General features: G+C 69.3%; 9 protein-coding genes. 7 read left to right on the top strand and 2 right to left on the bottom strand.

The genetic code is table 11. From position 1 onward, the window contains the following. Positions 1–113: 113 nt before the first annotated feature. The 5 genes from J2X41_RS18690 to J2X41_RS18670 all read left to right on the top strand — a co-directional run bounded on the left by J2X41_RS18690 (position 114) and on the right by J2X41_RS18670 (position 7,114). The gene (locus tag J2X41_RS18690; RefSeq protein ID WP_310084178.1) at positions 114–2,507 is read left to right on the top strand and encodes a glycoside hydrolase family 2 TIM barrel-domain containing protein; all 2,394 of its coding nucleotides are present in this window, start codon (positions 114–116) and stop codon (positions 2,505–2,507) included. A 195-nt stretch (positions 2,508–2,702) separates the two neighbouring features. Beyond that, complete coding sequence (locus J2X41_RS18685) at positions 2,703–3,893, top strand: rhamnogalacturonan acetylesterase (protein WP_310084175.1); 1,191 nt, start codon at positions 2,703–2,705, stop codon at positions 3,891–3,893. Further along, the gene (locus tag J2X41_RS18680; RefSeq protein WP_310084173.1) at positions 3,883–4,863 is read left to right on the top strand and encodes an alpha/beta hydrolase; all 981 of its coding nucleotides are present in this window, start codon (positions 3,883–3,885) and stop codon (positions 4,861–4,863) included. Before J2X41_RS18685 ends, J2X41_RS18680 begins: the two co-directional genes overlap by 11 nt. Further along, positions 4,860–6,413 (top strand): glycosyl hydrolase family 28-related protein, encoded by a 1,554-nt coding sequence (locus J2X41_RS18675; protein ID WP_310084170.1) that lies wholly within the window; start codon positions 4,860–4,862, stop codon positions 6,411–6,413. Before J2X41_RS18680 ends, J2X41_RS18675 begins: the two co-directional genes overlap by 4 nt. After that, positions 6,410–7,114, top strand: coding sequence for a DUF6250 domain-containing protein (locus J2X41_RS18670; protein WP_310084167.1), 705 nt, complete (start codon positions 6,410–6,412; stop codon positions 7,112–7,114). Before J2X41_RS18675 ends, J2X41_RS18670 begins: the two co-directional genes overlap by 4 nt. 136 nt (positions 7,115–7,250) lie before the next feature. Here the strand turns inward: J2X41_RS18670 and J2X41_RS18665 are convergent, their stop codons facing one another. Beyond that, positions 7,251–10,370, bottom strand: coding sequence for a TonB-dependent receptor (locus J2X41_RS18665; protein ID WP_310084164.1), 3,120 nt, complete (start codon positions 10,368–10,370; stop codon positions 7,251–7,253). 294 nt (positions 10,371–10,664) lie between these two features. Here J2X41_RS18665 and J2X41_RS18660 point away from each other — a divergent pair, with 294 nt between their 5' ends. After that, entirely contained in the window at positions 10,665–12,635 is a 1,971-nt protein-coding gene (locus J2X41_RS18660) for a rhamnogalacturonan lyase (protein WP_310084162.1), read from the top strand. 8 nt (positions 12,636–12,643) lie between these two features. Beyond that, positions 12,644–13,972, top strand: coding sequence for an oligogalacturonate lyase family protein (locus J2X41_RS18655; RefSeq protein ID WP_310084160.1), 1,329 nt, complete (start codon positions 12,644–12,646; stop codon positions 13,970–13,972). A 153-nt stretch (positions 13,973–14,125) separates the two neighbouring features. Here J2X41_RS18655 and J2X41_RS18650 read toward each other — a convergent pair whose 3' ends face one another. After that, positions 14,126–17,176: a DUF4982 domain-containing protein gene (locus tag J2X41_RS18650; RefSeq protein ID WP_310084158.1), complete on the bottom strand. Its 3,051-nt coding sequence runs from the start codon at positions 17,174–17,176 to the stop codon at positions 14,126–14,128. Between the last annotated feature and the right edge of the window lie 238 nt (positions 17,177–17,414).

Below are 17,414 nucleotides of genomic sequence, written 5' to 3'. Positions count from 1 at the left end.
CGCCTTTCCGCGGCGCGTCTGACCCTGGCTTGTTCGCGATCGGCGAGCCTTGGATTCCAAAGCGAGCGGCCAGGCCCGTCGCCGTCCCGTGCATGACGCTCCAGGAGCCCGCCTTGTCCAAGACCCCTCCCCTGCTGCTCGCCGCCTCGGCCCTGGCCCTGCTGGCGAGCGCCGCCAGCGCCGCCGAGCGCGTCACCGTCCCGCTGACCGACGGCTGGCGCTTCGTTCAGGGCGATCCCGAGGGCGCGGAGACCCCGGCGCTGGACGACTCCCGCTGGGCGACCGTGTCGGTCCCGCACGACTGGGCCATCGCCGGGCCGTTCGACGTCAAGGCCCGGGCCGGCGGGGCCGGCGGCTTCCTGCCCACGGGCGTGGCCTGGTACCGCCGGACCCTGGACGTCAGGCCAACGGCCGGCCGGCGCGTGTTCGTCGAGCTGGACGGAGTGATGGAGCGCAGCGGCGTCTGGATCAACGGCCACCACTTGGGCCATCGGCCCAGCGGCTATGTCGGCCTGCGCTATGACGTCACCGACTTTCTCAAGGCCGACGGCCCCAACTTGCTGGCCGTGCGGGCCGATACCTCGTTCGCGCCGTCCTCGCGCTGGTACGCCGGCTCGGGCCTGGTCGGAAAGGTCCGGCTGATCGAGACCGGCGACCTGCACGTCGAGCAGGGCGGGGTCTTCGTCAGCACGCCGACCATCGCCAAGGACAGGGCCGTCGCCAAGGTCGAGGTCGACATCACCAACAATGGCGGGGCCGACGCTCGCGCCGGGCTGGAGATCGTCGTCACCGATCCCGAGGGCAAGGTCGTGGCTCGGCAAGGCGTCCCACCCGTCGCGATAGGCGTCGCCCGGACCGAGACCCTGAGCGCCGAGGTCGCCCTGCCCTCGCCCCGCCTGTGGGGCCTGGCCAGCCCGAACCTCTACCACGCCGCCGTCCGGGTGGTCGGCCCCGACGGCCAGGCGCTCGACAGCGACGTCGTCCCGTTCGGCGTCCGCGAGGCCCGGTTCGAGGCCGGCACCGGGTTCTGGCTGAACGGCAAGAACATCAAGCTCAAGGGCGTGGCCCTGCACGCCGACGGCGGCGCGCTGGGCGCGGCCGTGCCAATCGCCGTCTGGCGCCAGCGGTTCACGGCCCTGAAGGCCCTGGGCGTCAACGCCGTCCGCACCGCCCACAACCCACCCTCGCCGCAGGTGCTGGACCTGGCCGACCAGATGGGCTTCGTCGTCATGGACGAGCTGTTCGACCAGTGGAACGTCGCCAAGACGCCGGGCGACTATCACCTGTTCTTCGGCGACTGGCACAGGCGCGACGCCCGCGACATGCTGCGCCGCGACCGCAACCACCCCAGCGTGGTGATCTGGAGCGCCGGCAACGAGATCCACGACACCGCCTATCCGGTCCAGGCCAAGGCGGCGCTGAAGAGCCTGCTGGACGTGATGCACGCCACCGATCCGACGCGACCGGTGACGATGGGCCTGTTCCGGCCCAACGTGACGGGCGACTACGACAACGGCCTGGCCGACATGCTGGACGTGGTCGGGCAGAACTATCGCGAGAACGAACTGACCGCCGCCCACCAGGCCCGGCCGACCCGCAAGATCATCGGAACCGAGAACAGCCACGCCCGCGCCTCGTGGATCGCCGTGCGCGACTACGCCCCCTATGCCGGCATGTTCCTGTGGACCGGGGTCGACTATCTGGGCGAGGCCGACCGCAGCGGCTGGCCCAATATCGACAATCCCGCCGGCCTGCTGGACCGCACCGGCGCCCTGAAGGTCTCAGGCATGCAGCGGGCCGGCTGGTGGGCCGAGCAGCCGGTGATCCATGTGGTGCGCAACGCCGCGCCCGCCGCGCCGCCCCCTTCGAACGACGGCGCGGGACCGGCCCCCGCCCTGCCGACCATGATCGCCGTCGCCACGCCCCGGCCCAAGATCGACATCGCCGACGACTGGACGCCGGCCGACCTGTCGCCGCATCCCGAGACCATCGAGGTCTACAGCAACTGCCCCACGGTGGAGGTGACGCTGAACGGCAAGGCCCTGGGCGCCAAGCCCCTGCCCGCCGACGGCTCGCCCCGCCAGTGGGCGGTGACCTTCACGCCCGGCGAGGTCGTGGCCTCGTGCGGCGCAGCCGGTCCGCGCGACACCTTGCGCACCGCCGGCTCGCCGGTCCGCCTGGTGCTGTCGACCGACGACAAGGCCGTGGGCTCGACCTTCGACGACCTGGCCATCGTCCGCGCTAAGGTCATCGACGCCAAGGGCGTGATCGTGCCGGGCTCGAACACGGCCATCACCTTCGCCGTTAGCGGATCGGGCCGCTTGGTCACCGCCGACAACGCCGCCTCGACCGACCACACGCCGTTCGCCTCACCCACCCGCCAGGCCTGGCGCGGCAAGGCCATGGCCTTCGTGCGCGGATCAGGCTCCGGCGGCTCGGTGACGATCCAGGCCAGCGCCCCGGGCTTGACGACCGCCGCCCTGACCCTGCCCGTCGCCCGACCATGAGTTCCATTTTGCGGGACCTGATCTCGCAATATGAAATCCATTGCCTCGACGCGGGACGGCGGATATTTGTGGGATCAATGTAGCGCGACCCAGATCGCCGAGGGAGGCCGGGCCTTGATGTGGCATAGACGCGCGGTTCTGGCCGCCCTCGCCGTCGCGCCGGCCGCGAGCTGGGCGGCGGAGCCAGTGACACCGATGCAGAGCTGGGCCTTCGACTTCGGCGACGACAAGCTAGCGCCCGGCTATGTCCGCGTGATGCGCGACGCCGCCTATGACCCCGCCGCCGGCCACGGCTTCGAACCTTCCCCTGCTGGCGGCCCGTTCCTGTTCTCGCTGGCCGTCCCTGAAGGCGACTATCGCGTGACCCTGGAGCTGGGCGGCAAGGCCGCGTCAGACACCACGATCAAGGCCGAGTCCCGCCGGCTGATGGCCGAGCGGATCGTCGCCAGGGCCGGCAAGACCGCGACCGTCGAGTTCGTGGTCAACGTCCGCACCGCCGCCCTGAAGGCCCCGCCGACCAACGCCCCCGGCGGGGTGCGGGTGCTGCTCAATCCGCGCGAGGTCGGCGCCTACGACTGGGACGACAAGCTGACCCTGGAGTTCTGCGGCCCGGCTCCGGCCGTGCGCCGCCTGCGCGTCGAGCCCGTCACCGTGCCGGTCGTCTACCTGGCCGGCGACTCCACCGTCACCGACCAGCGCTTCGAGCCCGGGGCCAGCTGGGGCCAGATGCTGCCCCGGTTCTTCAAGCCCGACGTTTCGGTGGCCAACCACGCGGAGTCCGGCGAGACCCTGAAGTCGTTCCTGTTCGAGCACCGGCTGGACAAGCTGCTCAGCCGGATCAAGCCCGGCGACTGGCTGCTGATCCAGTTCGGCCACAACGACCAGAAGGTCCAGTGGCCCCAGACCTATGTCGAGGCCGCCACCACCTATCGCGACTATCTGAAGGCCTATATCGGCGAGGCCCGGCGGCGCGGGGCCAGGCCCGTGCTGGTCACCTCGATGCACCGCCGCAAGTTCGACGTGGCCGGCAAGATCGTCAACACCCACGGCGACTATCCCGAGGCGGTGCGCGCGGTCGGCCGCGAGACCGGCGTTCCGGTCATCGACCTGCTGGACATGAGCGCTGCGCTGTACGAGGCCTTGGGGCCAGACAACGCCTGGAAGGCGTTCGCCGACGGCGGCAAGGACGCCACCCACCACAACAATTACGGCGCCTATGTGCTGGCCCAGTGCGTCGTGAACGGCGTCCGCGCCCAGGTTCCGGACCTGGCGGCCCATCTGGTCGACGGCCTGCCGCCGTTCGATCCGGCCCATCCGCCCTCGCCCGACAGCTTCGTCCTGGCGCCCAGCGCCGCCCACAGCACGGAGGCTCCCCGTGGCAACTGATCTGGCGACCGATCGCCGTTCGCTCCTGGGCCTGGGGGCCCTGGCCCTGGCCGCGCCGACCCTGGCCCGCGCGCAGGCGTCCGCCGCTCCCTCGACGATCGAGGTCATGGACCTGTGGCCTGGCAAGGCGCCCGGCGGCGAGAAGGTCACGGTCACCGAACAGGTGATCCTGCGCAAGCCCGGCGGCGATCCCAACGACACGGCCTTCCTGAACGTCACCAAGCCCTGGCTGATGATGCGCCGGCCGGCCAAGCCCAATGGCGCGGCGATCCTGATGATCCCGGGCGGCGGCTATATCCGCGTGGCGGTCAGCAAGGCGGGTGGGCCGATCGACGCCTGGATCGCCGACCAGGGCGTCACCGCCTTCGTCATGGACTACCGCCTGCCGGCCGACGGCTGGGCCGCGGGGCCGGACGTCTCGCTGCAGGACGCCCAGCGCGCCATCCGCCTGATCCGCGCCAACGCCGGCAAATGGGGACTGGATCCCGAGCGGATCGCCGTGATCGGCTTCTCGGCCGGCGGCCATGTCGCCGCGCGGCTGGCCACCCGCTTCGGCGTCGAGACCTACGCCCCCGTGGATGCGGCCGACCGCCTGTCGACCCGTCCAGCGGCGGCGGGCCTGTTCTATCCAGTCATCACCATGACCGCGCCCCACGCCCACGGCAGCTCGCTGAAATCGCTGCTCGGGACCAACCCGACGGACGCCCAGCGCCTGGCGGTCTCGGCCGAGCACGACATCCCCGCCGACGCCCCGCCGACCTTCATCGCCGCCGCGGCCGACGACAAGGTGGTGGCGATGGAGAACAGCCTGATGATGTTCCAGGCCCTGCGCGCCCGGAAGATCGCCAGCGAGTTGCACGTCTTCGAGTCCGGCGGCCACGGTTTCGGCCTGACCGGTCCCGCCGGCGTCGCCATGCCCTGGCCCGCCCTGCTGGACGCCTTCCTGAAACGGCACGGCCTTTACGCATGACCCGCGCGCCGTTCGACGTCCGGGCGTTCGGCGCGACGGGCGACGGCGTGACCCTGGACACCGAGGCGATCAACGCCGCGATCCATGCGGCCCATGCGGCCGGCGGCGGCGAGGTGGTGCTGCCGGCCGGGCGCTGGCTGTCGTTCTCGATCCGCCTGCTGAGCGGCGTCACCCTGCGGCTGGACGAGGGCTGCGTGCTGGAGGCCGCCGACCCGGCCCGTCACGCCGGCGCCTATGATCCGCCCGAGCCCAACCCGTTCGACCTCTACCAGGACTTCGGCCACAGCCACTGGCGCAACAGCCTGATCTGGGGCGACGGCGTCGAGGACGTGGCGATCGTCGGTCCGGGCATGATCGACGGCCTCGGCCTGACCCGCGAGGGTCCCGGTTCGCGCTGGACGCGCCAGGCCGGCGAGTTTCCGGTCAGCATGGCGGGCCTCTCGGCTGAGGAGATGGCGATCCTGGTTCCCGACCTGGAGACCATGGCCGGCCAGGGCAACAAGGCCATCGCCCTGAAGAACGCCCGCCGCGTTCGGCTGGAAGGCTTCACGATCTGGCGCGGCGGGCATTTCGCGGTGCTGGCCACCGGCTGCGATCACTTGGCGATCAAGAACCTGCGGATCGACACCAACCGCGACGGGCTGGACGTCGACGGCTGCCGCGACGTGACCATCGCCGACTGCCGGGTCAACACGCCCAACGACGACGCCATCGTGCTGAAGAGCTCGCTGGCCCTGGGCGAGCTTCGCTCCACCGAGCGGGTCGAGATCACCCGCTGCCACGTCAGCGGCTTCGACCTGGGCACGATGCTGGACGGGACCGAGGGCCGGACCCAACAGCTGGCCCCCGACCAGGACCGCGTCACCGGCCGGATCAAGCTGGGCACCGAGTCGAACGGCGACTTCCGCCACATCACCATCCGCGACTGCGTGTTCACCCGCTCGCGGGGGCTGGCGCTGGAAACCGTCGACGGCGGGACCATCGAGGACGTCGCGATCGACAACCTGGTCCTGCGCGAGGTGACCACCGCCCCGCTGTTCCTGCGCCTGGGCCGCCGGGGGCGCGGACCGGAGGGGACAGGCCGCGGGGCCCTGCGGCGGATCAGCGTGCGCAACCTGACCGCCTTCGACATCCTGCCCGACTACGCCGCGACGATCGCCGGCCTGGAAGGCGACCCGATCGAGGACGTCACACTGACCGACATTCGACTGGTCTATGCCGGCGGCGGCGAAGCGGACTGGGCGCGGCGGCGTCCGGACGACATGGCCCAGGCCTATCCGGAGCCCAGCATGTTCGGCCCAACCCCTGCCCACGGCCTCTGGGCCCGGCACGTGACCGGCTTGACCCTGGACAGGGTGCGGATCGAGACCCTGAAGCCCGATCCCCGCCCGCCCATCCTGCTGCAGGCCGTGCACGGCGCGCGGTTCGGCCAGTTGGAGCTGGACTGGCCGGACGGCGTCGAGCCCATCGTCTGCGAGGACGTTTCGGGCCTGGTCGCCGAGCCGCCTCTGCGATCGGCGCTGGCGACCGTCGAAGGGGACAATCGGTGAGGCGCCGCGCGATGCTGGGCGGCTTGGCGACGCTGGCCGCCGGCCCCGCCCTCGCCGCCCCGACGCGGCCGCCCCGGCCCAGGCGTCGCCTGCACGCTGACGACTTTCGCCACGGCCTGGACCAATGGGCGATCGAGGCCGAGAAGCCCGCCAGGATCGGCGCCCAGGGCGGCGTGCTGGACATCGACACCCCCGCCGGCCTGACCCTGTGGTTCCGGCCCGAGCTGGTCGGTCCGGTGCTGATCCAGTACCAGGCCCAGGCCGTCTCGGCGGGCGGAGCCAACGACCGGGTCAGCGACCTGAACGCCTTCTGGATGGCGCGCAACGCCGATGGCGGCAGCCCGCTGGCCACGCCGCGCACCGGGGCCTTCGCCGACTACGACACCCTGAAGACCTATTATGTCGGCCAGGGCGGCAACGGGAACACCTCGACCCGCTTTCGCCGCTATGTCGGCCGACCGGGCGAGCGGCCGCTGCTGCCGCGCAACGACCACGCGGCCGCCGACGAGATGCTGGTCCCCAACCGCTGGCAAACCGTGCGGCTGGTCGCCGACGGCGGGCGGATTCAATACTGGAACGACGACCGCAAGCTGTTCGAACTGGACGACGCCGAGCCCTATACGCGCGGCTGGTTCGGCCTGCGCACGACGTTCAGCCACCTGCGGGTGCGGCGGTTCCGGGTGTACGCGCTGGCGCGATAGCCGCCGGCGACGGGGTACATAGAAAAAGGCCGCGCCATGCCGGCGCGGCCTTGAGTCATCCTAGATCGTGATCTCCGAAGGCGGCGATGGCGAAGGACCCGGGCTCGACACCGGACCTTCGCCACGCCATCTCGTCCTAGAACTTCGCCGTCATGCCGACGAAGAAGCGGCGGCCGAAGTAGCCCAGTTCGGTCAGGCGGATGTCGCCCGCGGTCGAACGCTCGTCTTCCTTGGTCAGGTTCTTGCCTTCGACGAAGAACGACAGGTTCGGCGCCCAGCTGAAGCCGGGTTTCACGGTGACCTTGCCGTCGAGATAGCCGGTCGAGTCGCGATAGACCGGCTGGAGCGAGTTGTCGGCGGCCGACACCAGGTAGCGGGAGCGGTAGTTGTAGGCCAGGCGGGCGTTGAACGGCCCCTTGTCGTACCACAGGGTCAGGTTGGCGCTGTCCGAGGACAGGCCCGGGAACGGCAGCGGCGAGCCGTCCAGCTGCGAGAACAGCCGGACGTTCTTGGCCTTCTGGTAGGTGTAGTTCACGTCGACGCCGAAGCCCGAGAGGAAGCCTGGCAGGAAGGTGAAGGCGGTCTTGGCGGTCACCTCGACCCCCGAGATCTTGGCGCCCTGGCCGTTGATGTAGGTGTTGTAGTTGTAGAGCTGGCCGTCGCCATAGACGTCGCGCTTGCCGATCAGGGTGCGCGACGACACGTAGAACGACTCGATGTCCTTCTTGAACAGGCCGACCGACACCTGGGTGTCCTGGTTGGGATAGTATTCGAAGCTGAGGTCGTACTGGTTGGCGCGGTAGGGCTTCAGCTCGGGGTTGCCGGCGTTGCAGCTCGGCTCGTCGAACTCGCCGTTGGCGTCGGGCGAGGCGTCGGTGGTGCAGGCCACGGTCGGCATCAGGAAGTCCATGCGCGGACGGGCCATCAGGTCGGCGAAGCCGGCGCGCGCCGACAGCTTGTTGGGAATGAACCACAGGCCGACGTTGAAGCTGGGAAGCCAGACCGTGTAGTCCTTGGTCATCTTGCCCAGGGAGTTGCTCAGCGTGTAGGTGGTCGTCCCGTAGGTGGCGCTGCGGCTCGAGACGCCCTCGCCGGTCGTCTGGGTGTGGACCCGGCGCCAGCCGAAGTTGCCGTCGACCTCATAGCTTCCCAGCGGGAAATTGTAGTCGAACTTCAGGTAGATGGCGTCGGTCTTTTCCGCGATGCGATACGGAAACTGGCTATGGGGCTTGCCGTCGCTGCCGACGGTGTTCTCCAGGTTGTTCAGGTTGAAGTGCGAGGTGTCGAGGTTCTTCGACACCTTGTCGAAGTCCGGATAGTTCCAGCTGGTCGGGATCGAGCCGCCGCCCCAGTAGAAGTCGCTGGACAGCGGAGTCATCGCCGAGCCGAACAGGGCGTTGGAGAAGCCGCGCGACCAGGTCTCCGTCGAGGTCCAATAGCCCGTGGTGCTGGGAGCCCCCAAGGTCGGATCGGTCTGGTCGGCCAGCTGGGTCGCCAGGACCCCCGCCGTCGAGTTGACGGCGTTGGAATAGATCACGGTGTCATCGAGGAGCGACGAGGGGTTGGCGCCGCCATCGAGGATGAAGCCGCCGTAGCCGTAGCCCTTCGTCGAGAAGTCGGTGGCGCGGCCGCCGAACTCGATCTTCTTGATGAACGGCAGGTTGGTCTCGTAGTCGAAGTCGAGCTTGTACTGCTCTTCCTTTGATCCGTTGTTCGACGGGCGATACTGGATCTGCCACTGGCGGATCGCCGAGGCGTCGCTGGGGCTGTAGCCGCTGGCGAAGGCGAACGACGGATTGCCGGTGGCCGGATCGAGGGTCACGGTCATGCCGGGCGTGTCGAAGCTGACGCTGACATTGTTGGTCTGCGACACGGTGCTGGTGTCGGCCTTGGAGCCCTGGAACTCGATCTGCAGGCGGTCGCCGCGATAGTTGGCGCCGAAGTTGTAGTAGTTGCTGGTGGTGTCGTACTTGAAGTCGCGGGCGCTGATGCCGAAGCCGTTGTTGCCGCCGGCCCCCGTGGTGTTCACGCAGTTGCCCAGCGTGTAGCCGATGACGTTGTGTTTGGCGTTCACCTTGACCGCGCTGGCCGTGGTGTTCGTCGACGAGCAGGTGGTGGCGGTGGCCGTATTGCGCAGGCGGTTGGCCGTGGTGAAGTCGGTGCCGTAGTTGATGTCGTTGAGGGTCTGGGTGCGGTCGTTGCGGTTGTAGCTGACCCAGGCGTCGATCTTGTCGGTGAAGCGATACTGGGCCGTGAACTCGGCCGAGATGCGCTCGTCGTTGCGGGTCCAGACGCCGTAGCGAGCCGTGCGTGGCGCGTAGTCGTACCATTGCGACAGGCAGGCGTTGCGCAGGTTGGTGGTCGAGATCTGGGTAGAGTCGGGCGTGGTCAGGCCCGAGCATCCGGCGGCGGTCGTGACGTTGCGCGCCAGGTCGTTGATCTGGGAATTATAGGCGCTGCTGTAGTACGGGACCGTCTTGTCGGCCGAGGCGTCGAAGTCGGCGAACCGCCCCCACGACGAGTTGCGGACATAGTCGCCGCGGGTGTCGACGTCGTCGTAGGTGACATTGGCCATCAGGCCCAGCCGACCATCGAACAGGGTGGTGGCGGCGAAGATATTGCCGCGCGGCTTCCAGGTGTCGGCCGTGTCGAGGTTCTGGGCCGACGCGGTCAGCGACAGGACCGGCTTCTTGAAGTCCAGCGGCTTGCGGGTCTTGACCGAGACCGTGCCGCCGACGCCGCCTTCGGTCATGTCGGCGGTGAAGCCCTTGAACACGTCGATCGACTGGACCAGTTCCGAGGCCAGTTCGCGGAAGTCGTTGGACCGGCCGCCGCCGCCATAGACCTGCAGGTTGCCGGCCGTCGACAGCGTGCTCATGCCGTTGATCTCGACGCGGTTCAGGTCGGGCTCGACGCCACGGATCGAGACCGCGTTGCCTTCGCCGAAGTCGCGGGCCAGCTGCACGCCGGTGATCCGGCCCAGGGCCTCGCCGACGTTCTTGTCGGGGAATTGGCTGATGTCCTCGGCGACGATCGAGTCCGAGATCGTGCCGTTGCGCTTCTTGCGGTTCATGGCCGACTGCAGGCTGGCGCGGGTGCCGACCACGACCACTTCGTCGACGGTGCTGACCTTGTCCTCGGCCTGGGCGCCCGTGCTCTGGGCGTGCGCGCCCGTGGTGAAGGCCAGGCTGGCCGCCAGGGCCAGCAACGATGTGGTGGCGACGGCCGCCCGACGGCCGCGAGTGGATGCAAGCATTGAGTTCCCTCCCTCTAACCAGGCTTGGGGCCTCCCGACGAAGGTCCCCGGACGCCTTACCGGCCCTGCGGCCCTCCTTGCTCGGACGGCTCGCGGCGCTCGGCGGCGCATTTCTCATACAATAGGAATAATTCCATATATTGAGATGTCAACGCAATTTGTGGGAAGACAGCCGTTTCGTTCCATGGTGTAAGTTCGACGCAACGCTCGCGAGGCGGCCCCAGCGCCGATCCGAAGGCCGCGAAGAACGGTCGTCACGAGCCGGAAAACGGGGAAACCAAAGGGGTTCGACGCATGAGCAAGCGTGGTGAGAACCGGGGCGCGCGGGTCGCGGCGGCGGCCCTGCTGTGCGCGACGACGCTGTCATCGGTCGGCGGGTCGGCCTTGGCCGCGACGCGCCGGATGGAAGCCCTGGATCGCGGCCTGGTCGCCGTGCCGGCGGTGGACGGCGGCGTGCTGGTCAGCTGGCGGCTGCTGGGCGACGAGCCCGCCAGGACCGCTTTCAACCTCTATCGCGACGGCGTGAAGCTGAACGCGGCGCCGCTGGCGGGGCCCACCGACTTCGTCGACAAGACCGGCGCTCCGTCCGCCACCTACACCGTGCGCGCCGTGGTCGGCGGCAAGGAGGCGCCGGCCAGCAAGCCGGCCAAGGTCTGGGCGCAGGGCTATCTCAGCGTGCCGATCCAGCCGCCCGCCGACGGCGTCACCCCCGCCGGTGAGGCCTATTCGTATACCGCCAACGACGCCAGCGTCGGCGACCTGGATGGCGACGGCCGCTACGAGATCGTCCTCAAGTGGGACCCGACCAATTCCAAGGACAACGCCTTCGGCGGCTATACCGGCGACGTCTTCCTGGACGCCTACACGCTGGAGGGCCGGCGCCTGTGGCGGATCGACCTGGGCCGCAACATCCGGGCCGGCGCCCACTACACCCAGTTCCAGGTCTTCGACTACGACGGCGACGGCAAGGCCGAGATCGCGGTGCGAACCAGCGACGGCACGGTGGACGGGACCGGCCAGGTGCTGGGCGACCCGAACGCCGACTGGCGCGAGACCGGCGGGGAGCGGCCCCAGGCCGACAGGACCGGCGCCACGGTCCTGCCCGACGGCACAAAGGTGGCCAGGGTGCAGGGCCGCATCCTCAAGGGGCCCGAATACCTGACTGTCTTCGACGGCCTGACGGGCGAGGCCCTGGCCAGCGCGCCCTACGCGCCGCCGCGCGATCCGCGCACTGACGCTCCGACCATCGAGCAGATGACGCAGGTCTGGGGCGACGGCTACGGCAACCGCTCCGACCGCTTCCTGGCCGGCACGGCCTATCTGGACGGCCAGCATCCCAGCCTGGTTTTCGCCCGTGGCTATTACGGCCGCACCACCTTGGCGGCCTGGGACTTCCGGAACGGCAAGCTGACCCAGCGATGGCTGTTCGACAGCGCTACGCCGGGCAACGAAACGTTCGGCGGCCAGGGCAACCACCAGCTCAGCGTCGCCGACGTCGACGGCGATGGGCGCGACGAGATCGTCTACGGCTCGATGGCGATCGACGACGACGGCAAGGGCCTGTGGAGCGCCCAGCTGTTCCACGGCGACGCCATGCACGTGTCCGATCTGGATCCCACCCGTCCCGGACTTGAGAAGTTCGGCGTGCACGAGAGCCCCGGCAAGAACGGCGGCGTCGGCGCGGCCATGCTCGACGCCCGCACCGGCAAGGTGCTGTGGAGCACGTCCACCGACCGAGACACCGGCCGAGGTCTGGCCGCCGACATCGACCCGCGCTTTCCCGGCGCCGAGGCCTGGGGCAGCAACGGCGACGCGCTCTACACCGCCCAGGGCAAGCCGATCGAGGGCGTCAAGCACCCCCGCCAGACCAATTTCGCGATTTGGTGGGACGGCGATGACCTGCGCGAACTGCTCGACAGGAACCAGATCAGCAAGTGGGACTGGAAGACCGGCCAGGCGGTTCCCCTGCTGACGGCCGAGGGCGTGACCTCCAACAACGGCACCAAGGCGACTCCCGCCCTGTCGGCCGACATCCTGGGCGACTGGCGCGAGGAAGCGGTCTGGCGGGCGGAAGACAATCGAAGCCTGCGGATCTACGCCACGCCCTACGTCACCCAGCGGCGACTGGTCACCCTGATGCACGACCCGCAGTATCGCGTGTCGATCGCCTGGCAGAACACCGCCTACAACCAGCCGCCGCACACCAGCTTCTATCTCGGCGAGGGCATGAAGGCCCCGCCCCGTCCCGACATCCGGACCCAGTGAGACCGCCGATGAAAGCTCCCCTCCTCTCCGCCCTGGCGCTGGCCTTCATGGTCCTGGCGCCGTGCGCCCACGCCCAGGACGTCGTCACCCAACCCAAGCCGGGGACGCCCGAGCCGCCGCGCGAATGGGTCGACAAGGACACCGGCCACCGGGTGATCCGCCTGTCCGACAAGCCCGGCAGCGGCAGCCTCTATTTCAACTTCAACGGCTACACGCCCGACGGCGCGACCCTGGCCATCAGCACGCCCGACGGGATCTCGGGCGTCGACCTGAAGACCCACGCCCTGCGCCCGCTGGTCGAGGGCAAGGTCCGGCTGCTGTTCGTCGGCCGCAAGACCGGCCAGGTCTACTATCAGCGCCTGGTCGAGGACGGTTCGGGCGTGGTCGAGGCGGTCGATCCGAAGACTCGGAAGGTCCGCCAGGTCGCCAAGCTGGCCAAGGGCGTGGGCATCCAGACGATCAACGCCGACGAGACCCTGCTGGCCGGGGTGGCCAACCGCACCGACGTGCCGATCCCGCCCAACCTGATGGACGCCCTGCCTCGCAATCCCGACGACGTGAAGGGACCGGACGGCCGCGCGCTGTCCTATGCCGAGGGCCGCGAGGTGCAACTGAACGCCCGCCTGGACAGCCGCATCCCGATGGAGATCTTCACGATCGACACGGCCACGGGCGAGCGCAAGGTCGTGCACCAGGCGACCGACTGGCTGAACCACCTGCAGTTCTCGCCCACCGACCCGCACCTGCTGATGTTCTGCCACGAGGGCCCCTGGCACAAGGTCGACCGCCTGTGGCTGACCCGGACCGACAAGCCTGGCACCGCGCCGACCAAGATCCACACCCGGACCATGAACATGGAGATCGCCGGCCACGAGTGGTTCAGCGCCGACGGCAAGACCGTCTGGTACGACCTGCAGACCCCGCGCGGCGAGGACTTCTGGGTGGCCGGCTACGAGATCGCCACCGGCAAGCGCACCTGGCTGCACCTGGACCGCAACGCCTGGTCGGTGCACTTCAACACCTCGCCGGACGGCAAGCTGTTCGCTGGCGACGGCGGCGACAGCGAGATGGTCGCCCACGCGCCGGACGGCAAGTGGCTGTACCTGATGCGCCCGCGCGCCATCCCCGACGTCGCCGGCATCCACGCCCCCGGCTCCGAGGTGCTGGTCCAGCCGGGCGTGCTGGACACCGAGAAGCTGGTGAACATGAAGGACCACGACTACCGGCTGGAGCCGAACGTCAACTTCACCCCCGACGCCAAGTGGATCGTGTTCCGCTCCAACATGCACGGGGCCAACCATGTGTATGCGGTGGAGGTGGCGAAGGCGGCCCAATAAATCCTCCCCCCGTGGGGGAGGTGTCGGCGAAGCCGACGGTGGGGGGAGTGATCGGCAGGTCCTCCCAACCCGGATCGACGATCGTAAAACTCCCCCCACCGATCGCTACGCGATCGCCTCCCCCATAGGGGGAGGACCTGGGGACGGCGCCAATCACGGCCGCCGATACAGCTCCGCCTCGATGATCCCCAGGCCGCCGCCGGCCGCCACCTTCTCGGCGCCGGTGTCGAGGCCGGCCTTGGCGCCGGTGATCTCGACGATCTTGCCGAAGGCGTCGCGGTCGACGGTCGGGCCGGTCAGGGCGATGCGCAGTCTGCGCCCCTTCACCGGCTTCAGCGGCAGGGTGACGTAGCCCAGGCTCTTGGCCGGCGCGCCTTCGTAGACGGTGACGCCGTCCACGGTGATGCGCAGCGGGTACGAGCGCAGGCGCCAGCCGATCAGCTTCAGCACCACCTCGTCGACCACCTGGGGCTTTTCGAGCTGGTATTCGATCCAGGCGTTGGCCAGCTGGCCGTCGCTGGCCCAGTGGGTGGTCTCGTCGTCGTCGCGGGCCAGGCCGACCGTGTCGGGGTTCGAGCCGGCCAGGGTGGCGACGGGTTTCAGCGCCACACGGCGAACCTTGAACGACGGCGTGGCCGGCGTCGGCCCCCGCGCCAGGCTGACGGGCAGGAGAGGCTCGACCGCCGCCGGCGCGGCGACGTCCAGCGTCACGGTCGCCGGCTTCAGCCCCTGAGCCCGCGCCGTCACCGTGACCTTGCCGGCCTCGAGCGTCGAGCGCAGGGCCACGCGGTTGATCCCCGCCTCGACCGGCAGGGTCCGGGACAGGATGTAATTGTCGTCGCCGCGCGAGGCGCCGGCGTAGGAGGTCACCCCGTCCACCGTATGCGCTCCGGTGACGACGTCGCCCGTGGACGAGGCGGGCGCCTGCGTCGGCTTGGCCCCGCCTTTGGAGTCGCCCTGGGCGATGCCGCCGCGCCATTCGGCCGGGCCGGCGAGGTCGAAGGTCACCAGGTCCAGGGCGGTCGGCACGCGCCGGCCTTCCGCGTCCACCGCCTCGACATCGACGAGGGCGAGGTCCGCGGCGTCGGCCCGCCAGCCGGACGGACCGACATGCGGCGTCAGGCGCAAGGCCACGGCCGGGCCGGTGGTGACGCGCTCGTCCGACGACACCACCTTGCTGGCGGCGTCGCGTCCCACCGCCCGCAGGGTCCCCGGCGCCCAGGCCACGGCCTTGAAGGTGAACAGGAAGCCGTCGGACTTCACGCCCCGGCCCAGAGACTTGCCGTTCAGCAGCAGCTCGACGCTGTCGGCGCTGGAGACCACCAGTACGTCCTTGGTCACGCCCGGCGCGTAGTTCCAGTGGCCGATGATGTGGCTGCGCGGGCGCTCGACGTCGACCCAGCCGTCCCACATCACCTGATGGGCGTAGAAGCCTTCCTTGGGCAGGCGCATGGCGTCGACCTCGCCGCTGCGGCGGTAGTTGTTGTCGCCGCGGAAGTGGGTGTTGCTGTCGGAGAAGATGATGTTGACCCCGCCCGAGCTGACGCGGTCGCCGCCGCCGGGCCGCTCGCGCCAGTAGTCGTACCAGCGGCGCACGTTCTCGGCCGCGTGGCTGTCCTGGTTGCGGTTGTAGTCGGGGCTGTCGATGTGGAACGGCGGGGTGAAGTCGTCCTGGAACTTTCGCGCCGCCTCGTCGCGGGAATATTCCATGGCCCAGACCGGCTTGGTCCCGCTCTTGTTGATGTACAGCATCTCGCCGCCGTACTCGGCCACCTTGCTGTTGAGCATCTCGCGCGAGCCGATGGCGCGGCCGCCGTGCGGGTCGAACTGGTCGCGGACCGCCTTCAACTCGGCCATGTGCGCGTCGCTGATGTTCTCGTTGCCGCCCTCGTAGAACAGGATCGAGGGGTTGTTGCGGAAGCGGACGATGGCGTCGCGCATCACCTCGACCCGCTGCTCCCAGCGGCGGCCGGTGACGTCGCTCTCGGCGTCGCCGGCCGGCATGGCCTGGGCCAGGCCCACGCGATCGGCCGACTCGACGTCCTGGGCGGCCGGGGCGATGTGCATCCAGCGCACCAGATTGCCGCCGCTCTCGACCATCAAGGCGTTGGAGAAATCGCTGATCCACGGCGGGATGTCGGTCCCCAGCGCCGGCCATTCGTTGCTGGTGCGCTGGGCGTAGCCGTGCACCTGCATGACCCTGTCGTTGAGGAAGATCATCCCATTCCTGAACGCGGTCTTGCGGAAGCCCGTGCGGGTGACGACCGTGTCGACGCTGGCGCCGTCCTCCACCAGTTCGGTGGTCACGGCGTAAAGATAGCCGTAGCCCCAGCTCCAGAACTTCAGGCCCTTCAGCGCCGCCTGGGCCGCGACCGTGCGGGTCTCGCCGGGCGCCAGGGTGACCGTGGGGCCGTCGAACGCGCCGGCCAGCTTGCCGTCGGCGTCGCGCAGGGTCACCCGATAACGGAAGGTGCGCGGCCGGTCGGAGGCGTTGCGCACCTGCGACTCGGCGTGGACGGTCGCCGCCCCGCCCTTGATGTCGAACGCGTCGGCCCAGACATAGACGCCGGTCGTGCCCAGGCTGGAATACAGCGGCAGGGTCTGGTGCAGGCTTCCGGTCAGGACCAGCCGCACCGCCCTGTGGATGCCGCCGTAATTGACGTTGAAATTGTCGTTGTTCCACTGGAAGCCGCTGCCTGTGGCGCGCTCCTTGTACTTCCAGTCGCTGTCGACCCGCACGGCCACGACATTGACGAACGGCGCGGGCCTGAGCGCCGCGGTGGCGTCGACGCCGAACGCCGTGACGCCGTTCTCATGGCCGCCGACCCGCACGCCGTTGACATAGACGTCGCCGGCCTGGCGCACGCCCTCGAACGCGATGAACGCCTTGCCGCCGGCCGCCGGTCCGACGCCGGGCGGCAGGACGAAGCGCTTGCGATACCAGGTGATCCCCCCTTTCAGGTCGTGGATGTCGACCTTGAAGGCCTCGTCCTCGTTCCAGGCGCGCGGCAGGGTGACGGGCTTCCAGGCGGCGTCATCGAACTCGGGCTTTTCGGCCCCGGCGATCTCGCCCGTCGCCATGCGCCAGCCGTCGTTGAAGGGACGGTCGATCCGCGAGGCGGCGGACGGGCTGGTCAGCAGCACCGAGAGGCACAGGGCGGCGCACAGCCTGCCCAGGATCGACCCCGAAAGGATGCGCCGCATCGTGCTGCCTCCGCAATTGGCCAGGCCACTTCAGGCCTTTCGCCACCTGTGGCTTGACATCCGGGAGCCTGTCAAGATATTCTCATTATATCGAGTGATGTTCCACATTGTGGAATATCAGGCGTAGGTTTTGGACTCCTGTCCATTCCTCCTCACACACGACTCGCCCGTTCTTTCCCCCATCCGGGCCAGCGGGGCGCCGCCGAGGCGCTCCGCTTTTCTTTTGCCGTTCGCCGGG

Source organism: Caulobacter sp. BE254, assembly GCF_031457295.1.
Classification (GTDB): Bacteria; Pseudomonadota; Alphaproteobacteria; order Caulobacterales; family Caulobacteraceae; genus Caulobacter.
This window is presented reverse-complemented; position numbering and strand designations above follow the sequence as displayed.